Annotated in this window: 18 protein-coding genes; 4 read left to right on the top strand and 14 right to left on the bottom strand. The window is 44.8% G+C overall.

Translation table 11 applies throughout. The features are described 5' to 3' along the window. Positions 1 to 38: 38 nt before the first annotated feature. The 11 genes from rbsD to HMPREF9194_RS04055 all read right to left on the bottom strand — a co-directional run bounded on the left by rbsD (position 39) and on the right by HMPREF9194_RS04055 (position 10,974). Positions 39 to 437, bottom strand: a complete 399-nt coding sequence (gene rbsD / locus HMPREF9194_RS04105; protein WP_016525116.1) for a D-ribose pyranase — start codon at positions 435 to 437, stop codon at positions 39 to 41. Positions 438 to 440: 3 nt separating this feature from the next. Then, a complete protein-coding gene (locus HMPREF9194_RS04100) occupies positions 441 to 1,406 on the bottom strand; it encodes an ABC transporter permease (RefSeq protein WP_016525115.1) in 966 nt (321 codons plus the stop codon). Positions 1,407 to 1,416: 10 nt separating this feature from the next. After that, positions 1,417 to 2,907 (bottom strand): sugar ABC transporter ATP-binding protein, encoded by a 1,491-nt coding sequence (locus HMPREF9194_RS04095; RefSeq protein ID WP_016525114.1) that lies wholly within the window; start codon positions 2,905 to 2,907, stop codon positions 1,417 to 1,419. A gap of 107 nt (positions 2,908 to 3,014) precedes the next feature. Beyond that, positions 3,015 to 3,962 carry a sugar ABC transporter substrate-binding protein gene (locus HMPREF9194_RS11805; RefSeq protein WP_016525113.1) on the bottom strand — a complete coding sequence of 316 codons (948 nt, stop codon included), beginning with the start codon at positions 3,960 to 3,962 and terminating at the stop codon, positions 3,015 to 3,017. A gap of 55 nt (positions 3,963 to 4,017) precedes the next feature. After that, positions 4,018 to 4,986, bottom strand: coding sequence for an alpha/beta hydrolase (locus tag HMPREF9194_RS04085; protein WP_016525112.1), 969 nt, complete (start codon positions 4,984 to 4,986; stop codon positions 4,018 to 4,020). A gap of 2 nt (positions 4,987 to 4,988) precedes the next feature. After that, complete coding sequence (locus HMPREF9194_RS04080) at positions 4,989 to 5,999, bottom strand: LacI family DNA-binding transcriptional regulator (protein ID WP_016525111.1); 1,011 nt, start codon at positions 5,997 to 5,999, stop codon at positions 4,989 to 4,991. Between the two features lie 228 nt (positions 6,000 to 6,227). Next, complete coding sequence (gap, locus tag HMPREF9194_RS04075; RefSeq protein WP_016525110.1) at positions 6,228 to 7,226, bottom strand: type I glyceraldehyde-3-phosphate dehydrogenase; 999 nt, start codon at positions 7,224 to 7,226, stop codon at positions 6,228 to 6,230. A 66-nt stretch (positions 7,227 to 7,292) separates the two neighbouring features. After that, positions 7,293 to 7,853 (bottom strand): chromate transporter, encoded by a 561-nt coding sequence (locus HMPREF9194_RS04070; protein ID WP_016525109.1) that lies wholly within the window; start codon positions 7,851 to 7,853, stop codon positions 7,293 to 7,295. Further along, positions 7,850 to 8,515, bottom strand: coding sequence for a chromate transporter (locus tag HMPREF9194_RS04065; RefSeq protein WP_016525108.1), 666 nt, complete (start codon positions 8,513 to 8,515; stop codon positions 7,850 to 7,852). The genes HMPREF9194_RS04070 and HMPREF9194_RS04065 overlap by 4 nt, the downstream gene beginning before the upstream one ends. 236 nt (positions 8,516 to 8,751) lie before the next feature. Beyond that, positions 8,752 to 10,143 carry an amino acid permease gene (locus tag HMPREF9194_RS04060; protein ID WP_016525107.1) on the bottom strand — a complete coding sequence of 464 codons (1,392 nt, stop codon included), beginning with the start codon at positions 10,141 to 10,143 and terminating at the stop codon, positions 8,752 to 8,754. A 24-nt stretch (positions 10,144 to 10,167) separates the two neighbouring features. Then, on the bottom strand, positions 10,168 to 10,974 hold the full coding sequence (locus tag HMPREF9194_RS04055) for an SDR family NAD(P)-dependent oxidoreductase (RefSeq protein WP_016525106.1): 807 nt from the start codon (positions 10,972 to 10,974) through the stop codon (positions 10,168 to 10,170). A gap of 621 nt (positions 10,975 to 11,595) precedes the next feature. On the opposite strand from HMPREF9194_RS04055, the gene rpsU reads away from it, so the two are divergent. The 4 genes from rpsU to HMPREF9194_RS04035 all read left to right on the top strand — a co-directional run bounded on the left by rpsU (position 11,596) and on the right by HMPREF9194_RS04035 (position 14,932). After that, positions 11,596 to 11,811: a 30S ribosomal protein S21 gene (gene rpsU, locus HMPREF9194_RS04050; RefSeq protein WP_016525105.1), complete on the top strand. Its 216-nt coding sequence runs from the start codon at positions 11,596 to 11,598 to the stop codon at positions 11,809 to 11,811. Between the two features lie 26 nt (positions 11,812 to 11,837). Beyond that, complete coding sequence (locus HMPREF9194_RS11800) at positions 11,838 to 12,749, top strand: phosphodiester glycosidase family protein (RefSeq protein ID WP_169558721.1); 912 nt, start codon at positions 11,838 to 11,840, stop codon at positions 12,747 to 12,749. An 87-nt stretch (positions 12,750 to 12,836) separates the two neighbouring features. Beyond that, a complete protein-coding gene (locus HMPREF9194_RS04040; protein ID WP_016525103.1) occupies positions 12,837 to 13,781 on the top strand; it encodes a PilZN3 domain-containing protein in 945 nt (314 codons plus the stop codon). 5 nt (positions 13,782 to 13,786) lie between these two features. Then, on the top strand, positions 13,787 to 14,932 hold the full coding sequence (locus HMPREF9194_RS04035) for a tetratricopeptide repeat protein (RefSeq protein ID WP_016525102.1): 1,146 nt from the start codon (positions 13,787 to 13,789) through the stop codon (positions 14,930 to 14,932). Between the two features lie 67 nt (positions 14,933 to 14,999). Here HMPREF9194_RS04035 and HMPREF9194_RS04030 read toward each other — a convergent pair whose 3' ends face one another. Genes HMPREF9194_RS04030 through HMPREF9194_RS04020 form a run of 3 tightly spaced genes read right to left on the bottom strand, consistent with a single transcriptional unit; the run spans position 15,000 to position 17,298 of the window. Next, positions 15,000 to 15,473, bottom strand: coding sequence for a DUF192 domain-containing protein (locus HMPREF9194_RS04030; protein ID WP_016525101.1), 474 nt, complete (start codon positions 15,471 to 15,473; stop codon positions 15,000 to 15,002). Further along, complete coding sequence (locus tag HMPREF9194_RS04025) at positions 15,470 to 16,099, bottom strand: hypothetical protein (RefSeq protein ID WP_016525100.1); 630 nt, start codon at positions 16,097 to 16,099, stop codon at positions 15,470 to 15,472. Before HMPREF9194_RS04025 ends, HMPREF9194_RS04030 begins: the two co-directional genes overlap by 4 nt. Positions 16,100 to 16,101: 2 nt before the next feature. Next, on the bottom strand, positions 16,102 to 17,298 hold the full coding sequence (locus HMPREF9194_RS04020; protein ID WP_016525099.1) for a Crp/Fnr family transcriptional regulator: 1,197 nt from the start codon (positions 17,296 to 17,298) through the stop codon (positions 16,102 to 16,104). Between the last annotated feature and the right edge of the window lie 15 nt (positions 17,299 to 17,313).

Below are 17,313 nucleotides of genomic sequence, written 5' to 3'. Positions count from 1 at the left end.
AGGCAAGGGTTGGAAGGATAACTGCATTTTCCTTTTTGCTAAAATGTAACGCCTGAATACAATATTACATTGGCAAAAGGAGTACACTCTCCGGTTCTGACAACTGCAACGCATTTTTCCGTTGCCTTTTTCAGTTCTTCATGCGAGACAAACACAACTTTTAGATCGTCATTAAAACGTTTTAAAATTTCGGAAAGCATAGCGGGAGAAACGGTTTTAATTTCCTCTGCAAGGACTATCTTTTCTACGCATAGTTCAGACAGTACGGCATCCAAAGTTTGAAGAAAGGTCGGAATATTTTTTGTCAAAGCAAGATCGATACGCTCAACAGTACCCCGTATCGGTAACCCGCAGTCGGCAATCGTGATACCGTCCGTATGCCCCATTTTAGATATTGCTGATGAAATATTTGAATTAAGCAACATGTTTTTTTTCATATTTCAGGTTCCCTTTGCCAATCGTTTATTTTTAATAAAATCGAGATATACCGCAATAAGGATGACAATTCCTTTTACGATATATTGCCAAAAACTATTCATACCCAAAAGATTTAAACCGTTGTTAATAAAACCGATAATAAAAGATCCGAGCACTGTTCCCGCAATCGCTCCTTGTCCGCCAGCCATAGATGTTCCACCGAGAACCACTGCGGCAATGGCATCCATCTCCGCTCCCGTAGCCAAACTCGGCTGCATCGATGAATTACGACTTGTCAAAACAAGACCGGAAAGAGAAGCTAAAACACCTGAAAGTGTATAAATGCCGATTTTTATTTTTGTTATATTTATCCCTGCAAATTGAGCAGCCTTTGTATTCCCGCCGATTGCATAGAGATGCCTTCCGAATTTAGTATAATTTAGAAGAACAACCACAATGCTTACAACAATTATCATATATATGACAGGATATGGAATCGGCCCCAACGAAGCCCCGCCAAAGGCAAGAAAACTCTTATTTGTAATACGATATGTTCCGGCAGCAGTAATAACGTAAACCATTCCGCGCAAAATTATTTGTGTTGAATACGTTACAATAAATGGCTGCAAATCGGTTTGAGAAACGATTAGGCCGTTTACAAAACCGGCAGCTGCTCCGACGCAAAGTCCGGCCAAGACACACAACGCAAAAGGAATTCCCGAAAGCGACATGTATGCAGCCGTCATACCGGAGATTGCCATAACAGCGCCGATTGAGAGATCGATCCCTCCGGCAATCAAAATAAGCGTCATACCGCAAGCAACGAATACGTTTGTTGTAACTTGGCGCATAACATTGAGTAAATTACCCGTTGTTAAAAACACTTTCTTTTGGTCGGCAATAGTTATGACAATAAACAATATAGCGATAAATACTAATTGCCCCGCATAATGTAAAAACCAGTGCCATAAAGATTTATTTTGTTTCATGACATACTCCTCAAATATCCACATCAACAGCATATTTCATTATTTCTTCTTGAGTAATTTGATCATGTGCAAGTAGTTTTGAAATTCTTCCATCCCGCATAACAATCACTCGATCACTCATGTTGATTACTTCCGGAAGATCTGAAGAAATCATGATTATCGAGATTCCCCGCATTGCCAAAGCGTTCATTAACGCATAAATCTCGGCTTTGGCACCGACATCAATTCCTCTTGTAGGCTCGTCCATAATTAAAATAGAGGGATTTGTAACAAGCCAACTTGAAATAACTACTTTTTGCTGATTGCCTCCCGACAGATTCTGTATAAATGCATCGGGAGATGGCGTTTTTATTTTCATCTCTTGAATAAATTTTTCGGTAATATGGTACTCTTTGGTAAAATTAACCTTAATCCCGTGAATAAATTGATTCAGTGCTTTAATTGTTAAATTGAATTTGACTGACATCAGGGGGAAGAGACTTTCCTCGCGCCTGCTTTCAGGAATAAAACCGATTCCGCTTGCATAGGCATCGGCAGGTTTATTAAACCGACATTCAGTACCGTATATTTTAATTTTTCCAGATTTTATTTTATCAAATCCGAGAATCCCCAGCACGGTTTCAGTCCTCCCTGCACCGACCAGCCCCGCAAAACCGAGAATTTCTCCTTTATGCAATGTAAAATTAATATTTTCTACTTTCGTTGTAGTAAGATTTTCAACTTCCAGAGCAACTTGCCCTTCGATATGATGAGTTCGTGAATAATAGTTTGCAATTTCCCTGCCGACCATCAATTTTACAAGTTCGTCATTGGACGTTTCCGAAACGCTCAAAGTCTGTATGCTTTGTCCGTCACGAAGAACCAATACTCTATCAGCAATCTGCCAAAGTTCTGAAAGTCTATGTGATATATAGATTATACCGATACCGCGAGATTTTAAATCCTCAATGCATTTAAAAAGTGCAGCAACTTCTTTGTCCGAAATAGAAGACGTCGGTTCATCCATCACTATAATTTGCGAATTAAAAGAAACGGCTTTTACTATTTCGACCATTTGCTGCTGCGCAATCGGCAGTGTTGAAACTTTAGCATCGGGATTTATCGATAATCCCAGTTCATTTATAAATTGGGCGGCGTTGTGGTACAACTTCGGAAAATCTATCAGTCCTGTTTTGCCGACCGGTTCTCTGTTTAAGAATATATTTTCCGCTACCGTTAAGTGAGGAACAAGACAAAGTTCTTGGTGTATGATACCGATTCCGGCATTACGCGCGTCGAGAACATTTTCAATAGCAGTTTTTTGACCGTTTAAATATATTTCTCCTTCGTTTTTTTTATGAATTCCGCCAAGTATATTGATAAGCGTGGATTTACCGGCACCGTTTTCTCCGATAACAGCAAGGACTTCCCCTGCGCATAATTCCAAATTTACCCCTCTAAGAACATACACACCGGGAAATTTCTTGTGAATATTTTTCATTTCAAGCAGAAATTTATCCATCGCTCCTCCTCGCAGATAAAAAGAAACACAGGGCTGCTTCAAAAGCAGATTGCTTTTTCGGCAACCCTTATTCTTCTTAATGTCAACGATAAAACAGTATCAAAAATTCATGACCAATTTTTGAGGTCCATTTTTTTAATATTATCGGGGTCGATCAGCCACATATTAACAAGCGTTTCCCGCTCATAAGGGGCACCGTTAATAATCGCATTGACAGCATCAACGGCAGACTTAGCCAAGTCAATAGGAGAATATACCCCTGATCCTGTCATTTCACCGACTGCAATAGCCTGCTTTGCGGCAGGAGAACCGTCAAATCCGAATACCATAATATTTTTTTTACCCATTTGTCTGCAAGTACTTGCACAAGACAAGGCGGTGTTATCGTTAAGGCACACAAAGGCACTGATATCCGGATTAGCCATCAACATATCTTCGGTATAAGAAGAAATAGCGGAAAGATCGGTAGCATCTTTATTGATAATCGTAACATCGCTTCGTCCTGCATCTTTAAGCGCAGCGGCAAGTCCATCGAATCTGACGGCGATTACGGAAAGCTGAGGATAATTCAATGCACCGATTTTAGCATTTCGAGCCAATTTGGTTGAAAGATACTTTCCAATCGCATAGCCGCCGGAATAACAGTCTGCAGTGATAAAACATGATACAAATTTTTGATCGTCTTCAACAACTTTGGAATCCGCATTGACAATTTTTACTCCTGCATTATAGGCGGTTTTTAAAGCTTGACCGAGAGCAGTATAATCGGCAGGCAAAACGACTAAAGAATCAACACCCAAAGAAACAAGATCTTCAATTTGTCCGACTTGATTTGTAACATCTTTATTTGCGTCGGTTACCGTCACTTTAAAGCCCTTTGATTTAGCGTATTCAACAAACGTGTTTTTAAACTGAACAGCCCATGTTTCCGTTTGGTTGTGCATGGCAAGTCCGACAAAGGGCTTACCAGATCCGCTTTCCTCTTTTGTCCCGCCTGCAAATGCCAATCCTATGCACGTACAAGCAACCGTGAATAAAACCAAAAGTTTTTTCATTGAATCCTCCTTAAAAACTTTATTTTGTATCCAATCGGTTAAAAACCGATTTATGCTATTCAATTAAGAATTTACATATTTCATCTAATGCAACGAATGTTTCTTCATATGTGCGTAGGATAAATGCATGGGGCATTCCTTTATAAATATGAAATGAGACATCAACACCGCTGTCTTGCAAAGCTTTTGCATAATACAAACCGTCATCGCAAAATGCGTCACACTCCGCCAAGATAAAAAGAGTTTTTGGCAAACCGGATAAATCATTGCTGAAAAGAGGTGATATCATGGGATTGTGCACATCGGTACCATCGGGAAGATACATTTGCAAAAAAGACGGCGACGTTTTTCCACCATCGGAAGAACCGACCGGCGCATACACTTCGGCGGAACGCTTCGAAATATCATTCGACAAATCCGTAACGGGATAAATTAAAACCTCTTTACAAAAAGCAACTTCTTTATCGTGTTTTGCCATTTGCGAAAGAACCGCCGCAAAATTTCCTCCGCTGCTATCGCCGCCTACCGCAACCTTGGCAGCGTCGATTCCGATTTTTTCGGCATTTTGTATAAGCCACTTTGCTGTGTCATAACAATCTTCAAGACCTTTCGGAAATTTAAACTCGGGGGCAAGACGATAATCTATGCTAAAACATATACAACCGGAATGTGCTGCTATATATGCGGGAACAAAATTATGTGTTTCGACTGAGCATGTTATAAAACCGCCGCCATGTATAAAAATAAATGCAGGGCGTACGCCCTTTGTATTTACCGGCCGATATACTTTTACCGGAATTGCAAACCCGTCCCGTGCAGGGATACTGATAAATTCCGTAATAATATGCGTATCAACCGAGAAGGGCTCGGTTATACGGCGATAAAAATCGGCTTCCGCTTTTACAATTTCTTTTCTCTTTTGAGGGTCAAACCCGCTGAAAAAATCCGGTTTTAAATCAACTTTTTCAGCCAATTTACCGAATTCGCATTTACAAATAGGTTCGTAGTCTTTAATGCGCTTCATATTCAATATCCTCCTTTTGGGGAGTTAAGCACTGTACTTTCACGGACAATCAGTTGATAATCAAGCTTTTTCATACAAAGCGGTTTACCGTTAACAATAAAATCGATCAACATTTGTGCTGCAGCGGCACCCATTTCATACGCAGGCTGTTTTACTGTTGTCAATGACGGGCTGAGGAAACGGGAAAAGTAAATATCATCAAACCCCGTAATTTTAATATTTTCGGGAACTGAAATCTGTTTATCTTTTAATGCGCTCATTGCACCGACAGCGATAAGATCGTTTCCGCATACAATAGCATCGGGAATATGTTGTGCAAAGATTTTTTCAACACCTTCGATACCGGTCTCTACATTATATTGAGCACGATAAACCGACTCTTCATTTAAATTTAATCCGGCATGAATTAAAGCCGATTTAAAACCGTTATATCGCTCATTATCATATTTCCCTTTTGCAGAAACATACGCAATATTTTTACAACCGCAAGCAATAAGATGCTTAGTAACGTCGAAAAAAGCTTTTTTCGCATCTATAACTATTTCTCCCACTTTTTCTCGACCGGTTTTACCTTTGCGATCTACAACGACTATCGGAAAATTGTATTTTGTAAGTATTTCGGATGATTTTCCAAACATTGAACGAGTTACGATTACGCCGTCAACCATCTTGGATTGCATCAATTGCAAAGCATCTTCTTCCCGTTGTATATCATTATCCGTATTACAAAAAGTAACGGAAAAATGATGTGCCCATGCAATATCTTCTACCCCTCTGGCAATTTCAGGGAAAAACGGATTACTGATATCAGGAAGAATAAAACCGAGTGTCTTAGTCCTTTTGCTTTTGAGGCCTTTTGCGACGGCATTGGGAACATAGTTGTTTTCTTTTATGAGTCGATTGACTTTATCGCGCGTAGCACGGCTTATATTACGGTCGTTTCCGTTTTTAATTTTGGAAACGGTAGCGATTGAAACTTCAGCCAGCTGAGCAATATCTTTAATGGTAGTCAAAAAAACACCTCGTCAAGGTAAACGTTTTACTTAGGTAAACGTTTACCTTGACATAAGTGTACAACGACTTTTTTAAGCTGTCAACATTTTTTTAATTTGCTGTATGAGTAGGGTTAAAGTTGTTTTTTTCAGGTCCCATATAGAATAGAATTAAAAAAAGAGTCCGAAAACTTCGGTTTCCGGACTCCCCTTAAATATTTTCGTTTTTTTAAGAAACGGTGTTACAAATTATTTTGCGACGACGCGGATCATTTCGCACAGTTTGTTCGAATAACCCCATTCGTTATCGTACCACGAAACGACTTTTACAAAGGTCGGGTCGAGGGCGATACCGGCTTTTGCATCGAATACGGAGGTGCGTGCTTCACCGCGGAAATCGGTGGAAACGACGGCCTCGTCGGTGTAACCGAGAATGCCTTTAAGCTCGCCTTCGGAAGCTTTTTTCATGGCTTTGCAAATGTCTTCGTAAGAAGCTTCTTTGTTCAATTCGACGGTCAAGTCTACGACGGAAACGTCCGACGTGGGAACGCGCATGGACATACCGGTGAGTTTTCCGTTCAATTCGGGAAGAACTTTACCGACCGCTTTTGCGGCTCCGGTTGAAGACGGGATGATGTTTTCAAGAATACCGCGGCCGCCTCTCCAGTCTTTTTTGGAAGGACCGTCGACGGTTTTTTGCGTAGCGGTGGCGGCGTGAACGGTCGTCATAAGACCGCGCTTAATGCCGAACGCGTCGTGCAGTACTTTTGCCAAGGGGGCAAGACAGTTGGTCGTGCAGGAAGCGTTGGAAATAATGTCCTGACCTTTGTAGGTTTTGTGGTTTACGCCGTATACGAACATCGGGGTGGCGTCTTTCGAAGGAGCCGACAGCACGACCTTTTTTGCACCGGCTGTAATATGTGCGCGGGCAAGTTCGTCGGTAAGGAAAAATCCGGTCGATTCGACAACGACATCGGCACCGACTTCGTTCCATTTAAGGTTTGCGGGTTCTTTTTCCGCGGTAAGGCGGATTTTGTTTCCGTTTACAATCATCGTATTTCCGTCGACTTTTACATCGCCTTTAAACTGACCGTGTACGGAATCGTATTTAAGCATATACGCAAGATAATCGGGATCGAGCAGGTCGTTAATACCGACAATCTGAATATCTTTTGCAAAATTCTGTACGGCGGCGCGGAAGACCATGCGTCCGATGCGGCCGAAACCGTTAATTCCTACTTTAATCATAAGAGGCTCTCCTATCTCTATAAAATTCTATCTTTATGATAGAGAAATTCGCAATAAAAGTCAAGATTATAAAAAAATTAAACCGAAAAGTGCGCCCAACACGATGTATAAAATCGCCGGCAATTTTGTTTTAAAAAGCAAAAAGCTGAATACAAGCCACGCGACAATACGCGGAAGCTCGAATGCGTCGGCTAAAACGCCGCTCAATTTTGCTTTATTCAGCAGCACAACCGAAATCTTAAAGACGTTCCATGCGGCAATGCAGACAAGACCGGCAGCCATAGGACGCAGCACGGTAAACAAACTTTTAACCGCAAGCGTATCCTGCATACGGCTGAAAAACCGTGCAATGATTAAAATGACGATAATTGAAGGCGCGACGGTTCCCAGCGTCGTGATAATGCCGCCCCGCACGCCGAACATTTCGGTTCCCAAATAGGTTGCCATATTTATGCCGATAGGTCCGGGAGTCGATTCGGAAACGGCAAGCATGTTGTAAAAAAGTTCGGCGCCGATAATGCCGGAATCCACCAATTCCTGATACATAAGCGTTATCGCAACCTGACCGCCGCCGATCGTAAATAACCCGATAAAAAAGAAGCGCCAAAACAAAGCCCACAAGGTCATTTTGCCCCTCCTTCCGTACCGCCGCGTTTATCGTTCGGTGCCGATTTCTTTTGCTGCGCGGTTTTGATTTTGTGCACCGCTTTAATTTGACGCGCCGAATACGCGTAGACGCAAAAACCGAGCGCAAAGGCTGTAAGAATTATCCATGCCGTGTGTACGCGAAAAAACGTAACGGCGCAAAATGCCGCAACCGTAATGAGGGCATGCCACACTTTATGGATGGCGCTGCGCAAAAAAGTCCATACAACCTTGGTTAAAAGGGCGGCAACGGCAATGTTGATACCCGCAAACGCTTTTTTTACGGGAGAGAGGGCGGCGTAATTGGCAAAAAACAAAGCCAAAACGGTTATGACGATAACCGAAGGCGTTATCATGCCGAGCGTTGCGACAATGCCGCCGACAACGCCCTGTTTTTTATAACCGACGAAGGTTGCGACGTTTACCGCAATAATGCCGGGCGTACACTGCCCTATCGCAAAATAATCCAAAAGCTCGTCGCGGCTGGTCCATGCCCGTTTAATCGACAATTCTTCGGTTAAAAGCGGCAGCATCGCAAGACCGCCGCCGAAGGTAAATAAGCCGATTTTAAAAAATACGGCAAACAATTTTAAAAGAAGGGCTGCCGAAAGCTTTTCGCGCCCGTCCGCATAAGAGTCGCTCATGGCTTCAGTATAGCGTAAATAATAAAAACGGAAAAGCACTCCGTAGGATCTCTATACTTCACCCGGGAATCAATTTTCATACCCTCTGTTTAAAAAGTTAATAATGTGCCATACACGATAGCATTTTATATAAATTTATATAAAAACGGCGCCGGTACAACGATTTTTTCATTCATCATATCGACGCCGCCAATACTATTTTTTCGTTTTACGAGCATTGCCTACCGTGTTCTAATTTATTGAACATCCGTGGCTGCCTGCTGCCTTTCCTTTTTCCGCTGAGCAATGATATCCGCGTTCGCTTTTTTAAAATACATATATGCCACAATAGCTGATACGATGGCAAAAATAGAAGCGATAATTCCCGCCTTTGGCGCCCAGACAAATGTCGAGGCAAGCAGAATAGCGGAGGGAACAACGGCCAGAATGCACATGAGCGGGCCGGCCGGCATTCTGTATGTCGGATTATAATTTTTCTTTTTGCGAACAATAAACCATGTCAGAAATCCCAACGCATTGCGCAACAGTGAAATCAATGTAAAATAGCCGAGCAGATCACTGATCGAAGAAAAGAACACCAGAATACAGGCCACGCCGACTTCCCAGAGCATCGCAACATACGGCGTATTCCATACCGGATGAACTTTTCCCCAACTTCTCCACCAATATCCTTCATTTGCTGCCTTGTAGGTAATGCGCGGCTGCCACATAATCAGACCACATAAAGAACCGGTGACGACAAATACAGCAAGAACAGACGCGATTATCGCAGCAGAAGAACCGATGCCGGGAATCTGTTCAAAAGCTGTTGCAATAGGCGCATCCGAAGAAGCCAACACTGAAACATCCACCAATCCTACGGCCGATGCCGTCAAGGCAGTATATAATGCCGTGCAGACAAGTACCGTTGAAATTAAAGCGATCGGCAGATTTTTCTTGGGATTTTCCACCTCGCCGCCCAGAATGGACGATGCATACATGCCATCATACGACCATGTTGTCGCTGAAATTCCGGCTAATAGCGCCATGATACCGGATGCGCCGGCACCTGCGACGCTGGCTGAAAAATTTCCTCCCTTTACAAAGAACAGACCTATGATGATCAAAAGGAAGAACGGTACAATTTTGACGGCGGTCAAAGCGGACAACACCTTTGCCCCTGCCTTCGCATGTACAATATGCAGCCATCCGAACCCAGCAATTAACAAAACAGCAATGATCTTAACCGTTAATGTCGACCAATGAGTAAAATAAGAGAGGTAACTTCCGATAGAAATCGCCATGATAGCTTCTCCGATCGGATCGGATGAAAAAAAGCATGACCAGGAATAGAAGAAGCTCATGAAATTCCAGCCCGCTTCACGGAAATAAACGACCATTCCGCCATCTTCCGGATACGCGGATGAAAGTTCCGTATATAAAAGATTCTGGGGAATCATCAACAAGCCGCCGATCAGAAAAGAAAGGATCGCAAGCACGGCACTCCCGGCCGCACCCGCGACCTCGCCTACCGACGTAAATATTCCTGAGCCGACCGTTGAACCAACCCCCATCGCGATCATGGCCACCAACGAGATCTTTCGTGTTAGATGAATTTCCTTTTCAGGATTTTTCTTATTTTCAGACATATTATCCCCTTGTATTTGCCCGTGTCAGTTTCCTGCTGTCATACCGCCATCAACCAACAAGTTTGCACCGTTGATATAGCTTGCTTTTTCCGAACATAAAAACAAAACCACATTGGCAATTTCTTCCGGAGATGCAATTCTGCCCATTGGACCGACGGTCACATTATCCCAGCCGTCATTGCCGATACCATCTTCTTTATATCCGGCAAGCACACTTGCAAACATTGGCGTATCAACCCAGCCGGGTGAAACGGAATTGACACGGACACCATTCTTTCCATTTTCAACTGCCGCATTTTTACTCATCCCGATGATAGACCACTTACTGGACCCATAGCCGATTTCCAGCGAATATCCGAACATACCGGATACCGAACCGAAATTGACGATGGATCCCTTTTTCTGTTTCTGCATGATCGGCAATGTTTTTGCCATCATCAGATATGTTCCGAACGTATTGATCTCATAGACCCGGCGGAAAGTTGAAAACGTATAATCTTCCGCCCGCTTTTGCGGACCGCCCCAACCGGCCGTATTCACAAGCGCATCGATGCGCCCCCAGCGTTCAACCACTTTCGCCACCGCATTTTCCACCGCATTTTCATCGGATACATCCGTAGCAATAACCATGGAACGATCAGTAGAAAGATTAAAATGCCTGATTGTTTCCTGTCCGAACTCTTCATCGATGTCCAGAATGGCAACCTTGGCTCCCTCTTCATAAAATTTTTGTGCCAGCACACAGCCGATACCTAGCTTGTGATACTTTTCCCACTGCTTCGCATTTATTCCTGCGCCGGTAATAATCACAACCTGATTTGGAAAATCCATAATAATCTCCTTTATTTTGATTATCTTCCCGCCCGCATGTTTTGTCAATATTTTAGTGCATATTTTATCGTATATTTTTTTATAGAGTTTTTTACGGTCATGGGAGTTACAATGAGAGGAACTTTATAAAGCGATTCATATGGTACAAGAAAACTCTTTACCAAAACATTCCTGTTCGAAAATTTCTTCACCGATTCCGCAGCAGTCCGTAGAACCCACGCCCAGGGCTTCAGCATGAAAAGATTTGCATAGCGAACGACAAAATATGAAACATCTTGAGCCTAAATCGTGCGGATTTTGAATGATTCAAGTAGAACTCAGCTCGGGAATTCTTCCTTCGCTATTTAAGCGGACAGAGCTTTGGCGGACTAAAAAGCCCAAAAGAAAACACGCTTATGAGAAATGCGTGAAAAAAGAGGACGTGAACGGCTTATGAGCGAAGCGAATTGCCTGAGCGGCCTCTTTTTTCACGTATCTTTTCGGGAGTAGGTAATTTCTTTTATTGATTTTAGTTCATGCTGAAGCCCTGGTGTTTCGGCACGCTCTACTTGACCGTAAAATCGTTTTTCGCTAAAATGGAGTCCTTAAGTTTTAGGGAACGGCCGAAGGAGGTGATTACATTTGGCTCATATCATGATCGATGATTCCGAGAACCTTGAAAAAGCCATTAAGCGTTTTAAACGAATGGTTGAAAAAGAAGGAATTATCCGTGAATGGAAAAAGCGGGAATATTTTGAAAAACCTTCAACCATCAAAAATCGCAAAAATAAAACCCTCCAGCGCAAATTGATGAAAAAGAACAGAAAAACCCGCGATACGGGACACGGTGCATATTGATCGGCAACGTTAAAAACCGAAACGGTGTGTCCGGGAAACAAACGTTTTCAGGCGCACCGTTTTTTTTACGGCTGTGTTTTTCGGCGCTGTGCATTGTCTTTCTTTTTTTGCAAAGCTGCGCAACCGGTTCCGGAACGGAGTCTGCAGCCGGTACAAATCCTGCAGCCGACAGGTCGGCCGCCGAAAAAACCGAAACAAAAGAATTTCTATTTCCCGCCCCTTCGTCTTCTCAATGGCAAAATCTTATTCCGCCCGTATATTACCTGCGCTGTAAAAATAAGCGGGAACGGGTGCGCTATACGCTTGTGCGCATACACCTTGCCGATTCTGCCATTGAAGTTGACGGAATACCTGAAGACGCCACGGAAGACGGCGTTACGGATGCGGCCTACCTTTGGCGCACGGCCGCACAAAAAGGTTTTTTTGCGGCGGTAAACGCGACACCCTTCGATTACGGGCCGCTTTTTTCGGGCACACTCAAATTGTGCGGACTTTATATACGCAACGGTACGGAATTGTCCGCTGCTCGAAGCGAATATGCCGCCTTATGTTTCGACCGCACAAAGCGCGCGTATATTGCAAACAGTCAAACGGACGACTCGGTAAAACAGGCGCATCTTGCTTTCGGCGGATTTTGGACGATTTTGGAAAACGGAACCGTTCTCCCATTTAAAAATATCCGGAACGCGCGCACCGCCGTCGGGATCGGCGAAGACGGTTATACGCTTTATCTTTTAACCGTAGAAAAAAATCTTTTTTCGCGCGGACTTTCGTTTGAAGATTGCGCGCTCATTTTAAAAAATGCGGGTGCCGTTGATGCCGTTCAGCTCGACGGAGGCGGGTCGACCGCCCTTATTTTTCCCGATTTTCCCGCGTATTCGGTGCGCGCCAAACGCAAAACGGCCAACGCCCTCGGCATACGGTACGTGAAAAGATAACCGGCAGTTTTTTTGCCGATTTTTGCTCATGGAGAATCGCTGTGAAAAACGATTGACCAATCGTTTTTTTTTAATTATTATGTACGTATGGGCGTTATGACAAGTCAGCAAATATCCCGCTTTTACGACTCATATCGGAATACGGAAATAATGTTTTCCAAAGAAACCATAAAAGCACTGAATCTCGATCCGCGGCAGGTGTATATAAAATGCAACAGCGGGCAATGGCCGTGCATAATAAATTCTTCGTCGCTGAGCATTGCGCGCATTATCATAGGTACAAAAGGCGGAGCATATGCCGCCATACAAAAAGTGAATACGCCGGTAAGTTTGCGGTTTTTCTTTTCGGATCCGAACGGACAAACAATGAGTTTTTTTGTCAACGCGCACGTCAGTGCGATGGATCCGTACATGAATTCCAAAGAACTTGCGATTGCGACGTTGGCGTTCAATTCAAAGCCGCCGGATGATCTCATCGAAATAGTCGGCCGCCTGCTCGAGACAAAAGATAACGCCGTCAAACGCAGAGAAGAGCGCATCGCCATTACGCCCGAATCGAAGCGGCGGCTTTCTTTAATGAAAGAAGAAACGATTGTCAATATACAAAACGTGCCGCGCAACTGCATTATACGCGATCTTTCGTTTTCCGGTGTAAAACTCATCATGATGGGTGTAGCGCAGTTTTTAAAAAACAAAGAAGCCTCTTTGCAGCTCGAATTCGATGAACCGCGTGAAACGCTTATCATTAAAGGCCTGACGGTCAATGCGGTACCGGTGGAAGGCCGAAAGGAATTGGTTACGCTTTCGATAAAATTCGACGAAGCTTCGGTTCCGATTTCGTATAAAATACACATCAACAACTGTCTGACGGCCGTGCGGCAAAAGATGCTCAACTCGGTCGCGCAAAGTGCTCCGGCAAAGCCCGCCGCGGCAGCTTCCGCAAGCACGATACCGGCGGCAAAGCCCACCGCTCCCGCCTCTCCCGCTGCAGCCGACATACCGAACGCGGCGGCGCAAAAAACGCAGGGATAACGACCGTGAGTCCCGCAAGCCCGCTCGATTCGGTTGTGTTTATTGCGCTCGGCGATAATTTTAAGCTGCCGGCAAACGCGTTTACGATCGATCCTTCAATACCGCTTCCCGTTCAAAAAGCGTCGGCTTCCTCATCAGTAGACATCGCCTCTTTGACGCAAGAGCAGATTTTCGCCGGCATTTTAACCGTGCTTGCCTACGACACGGCGAACGCGAACAGGCAGTATTACCGCAGTTTAATAAAGGCGGCAAAACCGGATATTTTGCGCGAATTGACCGAAGCCGCGATTTTAAAAGCGAAAAACGAAGATTACGAAATCGCCGACGAAATATTCGCCGCCCTGCGCGGTTTGGAACCCGAAAACCCCGCCGTTACGTTGAATTCGGCACTGTTTTTCGACCAGCGGGCCGACTCGTACCGGCGCTCGGGCTTAACCGAAGACGCCGACGCATACGACGAAAGCGCGCACGCCTATTATAAAGAAGCGATGGCAGCCGAGCCGGCCGTTCCCGACGCTTTTTTTAATGCCGGATTTTTTTATTTAAAACAGCAAAATTTTTCCAAGGCGAAATTCTGCTTTGAATCCTACCTCCGCCTCACCGAAGGCGCCGATACCGAAAAGGATGAAAACACCGCATATAAACGCGAGCGTGCGCGACAAATCGAAACGGATATCAGCAGGTGCAACCTCGACGACGAATTGTTCAAATCGGCATTCGATTTTATTTCGATTGGACAAGAAGAAAAAGGCCTTGAATGTATCCGCCGCTTTTTGGAAAAAAATCCGAAAGTGTGGAACGCGTGGTTTATGCTCGGCTGGGCGCTGCGCCGCTTAAACCGCTGGAAGGACGCAAAGGCGGCTTTCGAACAATCGCTTGAATGCGGCGGCGAAAACAGCGACATATACAATGAGCTTTCGCTGTGCCTTATGGAACTGAACGATTACGAAGGCGCGGGAAAATGCCTGCGCACGGCTTTAAAACTGGAGCCGGAAAATACGAAGATAATGTCGAACATGGGCTTTTTGGCTTTGCGCAAGGGCGATCCGGCCGAAGCCGCGCGCTATTTTAATGCCGTATTGGAATTCGATCCGGACGACCGCATCGCAAAAGACGCTTTAGCACAGCTTGATTCTCAAGGGCAAGCTTAATTTTTAAGTGCCGCAGAACGCCGCACTTTGCCGCGCCTTTACAAAACCTGCGCTTAGGGCAGGCACTTTAAAGCTGCGACAGGTCGAGTTTGCTGCCCGGCTTTATGTTTTTTTTCGCAAACCAACCCCGCGGCACTTCAAGCGCATAGCGCACGGAAACGGTCGACTCTACGCTTGCAGTACTGAACGGCGTCATATCGTATATTTCGCGGATTTCGCCGCTCGAACTGATGAAGGCGATCGAAAGAGCCGTCGGCGTATTTTTCATCCAAAAGCTTAATTTTTCCTCTCTTTTAAAGATAAAAAGCATACCAGTTCCTTCGGGAATATTTTTGCGCCCCATATAGCCTTTTGTGAGCTCTCTTACGGAACGCGCAAGCTCAACCCGTATGGGAACGGTCGTGCCGTCGGTGCATGTGATCGTCAAATCTCTTTTTTCAAAGTCAAGCGCAAATATCGAACAGGCGCTTAAAATAAGGCAGCACAGCAAAACGGCTCCCCTCGGCAACAGCTTTACAGCCGGCGATAAAAACTGTTTCATAAGTCCTCCAAAATACCCGAACGGATTGTTTCCGACACGGATTCTTCAACCCGGCTTGCTTCGCCGAGCCGCTCAAAAACCGTGCGGTCTATATACTTTACGCTTACCGGCCTTTCAAGGCTTAAAATGACCTCTTCATTCCGCCAAACGGCTTGTTCGGGAGTCAATTCGGCAGGCGTGCCGTATTTTTCCAAAAGCTTGGTAAACACCGAATAATAATCTATTTTTTCCGGATTGAAATTCACAATAAGGGTATAAAGCTTGTCTTCGTAAAACTGAAACCAGCAGCGTTCCAGATATCCGCCGGAAGAAGTTTCGATAAGCACGCGGTTTTCTCCGGGCAAAAGCGAAACATCGCGCTCGCCGCGATAACCGAAAAGAGAATCGGAGCGCAACGCTTTTTTTACTTCTTCGAGCGTCATTCCGAGTTTTATCGAACGGTAACCCGCAGGCAGTTTTTCCGGCGAAGGATTTATGTTTAATGCCGGCGGTATTTTTTGCGCAGGCGCGGCCCTTTGTACGGTTGATTGCGCGGGTGCAATTTTTTGTAAAGGGGTTTGGGCAAAAATAAGCGAAGCGAATAAAACGCTGCAAAAGCTTACGGCAACAAACAGTCCGTTTTTCATAATTACAGCACCGGAGCCGATTGCTTTTGCTTTCGGTAAAATTCGGAGGCTTTCATCAATTCGCGGCAATCGGCAATGTAAATCTTATTGGACACCAAACGGACGCGCGGGTCCTTTATAAACTGAGCCAATACGATGGCTTGCTCTTCCTGCGGAATGCCGCACATATGCGCCAAATCGTAGGGCGTAAGGTCGAACTGATGGCTCGCGGTCTTTCCGAGCGGAACGCGGTTTTTTTCGAGCTGTAAAGCGAGCATGTCGAACAATTTGAACATGGGGTCGCGCAGCTGCGCGTTTGTAAGCTGGCGCGACATGGACCACAAACGCTCGGCAAGTGTTATCGTAAGCCGCGTAATAAGCTGCGCTTGAGTTGCAACCATTTGATCGAAGTTTTTACGGTTCACCGCCATAAGCACGCAGTCTTCGTGAGCGATCGCGCTTGCCGAACGCGGTTTGTTTTCGAGCAGGGCCATTTCGCCGAAAAAGTCGCCCTTTTGCAAGACGGCCAAAATCACTTCGTTATCGTCGACAACCTTCGATATTTTAACCTGCCCCGATTGGATAATAAACATATCCTGCCCGGACTGACATTCGGAAAAAATCATCGTATCTTTCGGATAGTTGCGCAAATTACCGGTGGGACTTTCAAAATAAACGGCGTGTGAGCGCGCTTTTAAAGTAACAAAGCGGCTTTTTGCCTTTTCGATATTCGCTCCGCCGGGACATTCTTTCATATACTGATAATAGCCGTAGACCGCCAAATCGGTTTTTCCCATTTTTTCGTAATAGGCGGCGATAGAGTACATGCGCTCCGGAGAATCGGCCATGCTGTTTTTTAAAGTAAGCCGGGTAAGGATTTCGTTGACCGTGCGCATCCTGTTGGCGAAGGTGCGGATTATTTTCATCGCAACCGGCGTATTTTTTGAAATAAGGGCCTGATACTGATCGCGCCGTACGGAAATGACGACAACGTCGGTCGCCGCAACGGCCGTTTCTATTTGGCTGTGGGAAGACATACAGGGAACGACGCCGACGAAATCGCCGGGGCCGAGTACGGAACCTGAATCCGAAAGTACATCGCCTTGCCGGAATGTGTGAACCTTTCCGCTTTGAATAATATAAAAACGGTCGTTTTCGGTTTTGCCTTCAACCAGCAGATAGGAGTCTTTTCTGAAATTCACAAACGATAATTGTAACAATTCTTCCCTCGTTTA

The organism is Treponema maltophilum ATCC 51939 (assembly GCF_000413055.1).
In the GTDB taxonomy this organism is placed as follows: domain Bacteria; phylum Spirochaetota; class Spirochaetia; order Treponematales; family Treponemataceae; genus Treponema_C; species Treponema_C maltophilum.
This window is presented reverse-complemented; position numbering and strand designations above follow the sequence as displayed.

Excerpts from the sequence above, each read along its gene's own strand:
- rbsD (WP_016525116.1), bottom strand. The coding sequence starts at position 437 with ATGAAAAAAAACATGTTGCTTAATTCAAATATTTCATCAGCAATATCT.
- HMPREF9194_RS04100 (WP_016525115.1), bottom strand. The coding sequence starts at position 1,406 with ATGAAACAAAATAAATCTTTATGGCACTGGTTTTTACATTATGCGGGG.
- HMPREF9194_RS04095 (WP_016525114.1), bottom strand. The coding sequence starts at position 2,907 with ATGGATAAATTTCTGCTTGAAATGAAAAATATTCACAAGAAATTTCCC.
- HMPREF9194_RS11805 (WP_016525113.1), bottom strand. The coding sequence starts at position 3,962 with ATGAAAAAACTTTTGGTTTTATTCACGGTTGCTTGTACGTGCATAGGA.
- HMPREF9194_RS04085 (WP_016525112.1), bottom strand. The coding sequence starts at position 4,986 with ATGAAGCGCATTAAAGACTACGAACCTATTTGTAAATGCGAATTCGGT.
- gap (WP_016525110.1), bottom strand. The coding sequence starts at position 7,226 with ATGATTAAAGTAGGAATTAACGGTTTCGGCCGCATCGGACGCATGGTC.
- HMPREF9194_RS04070 (WP_016525109.1), bottom strand. The coding sequence starts at position 7,853 with ATGACCTTGTGGGCTTTGTTTTGGCGCTTCTTTTTTATCGGGTTATTT.
- HMPREF9194_RS04065 (WP_016525108.1), bottom strand. The coding sequence starts at position 8,515 with ATGAGCGACTCTTATGCGGACGGGCGCGAAAAGCTTTCGGCAGCCCTT.
- HMPREF9194_RS04060 (WP_016525107.1), bottom strand. The coding sequence starts at position 10,143 with ATGTCTGAAAATAAGAAAAATCCTGAAAAGGAAATTCATCTAACACGA.
- HMPREF9194_RS04055 (WP_016525106.1), bottom strand. The coding sequence starts at position 10,974 with ATGGATTTTCCAAATCAGGTTGTGATTATTACCGGCGCAGGAATAAAT.
- HMPREF9194_RS04040 (WP_016525103.1), top strand. The coding sequence starts at position 12,837 with ATGGGCGTTATGACAAGTCAGCAAATATCCCGCTTTTACGACTCATAT.
- HMPREF9194_RS04030 (WP_016525101.1), bottom strand. The coding sequence starts at position 15,473 with ATGAAACAGTTTTTATCGCCGGCTGTAAAGCTGTTGCCGAGGGGAGCC.
- HMPREF9194_RS04025 (WP_016525100.1), bottom strand. The coding sequence starts at position 16,099 with ATGAAAAACGGACTGTTTGTTGCCGTAAGCTTTTGCAGCGTTTTATTC.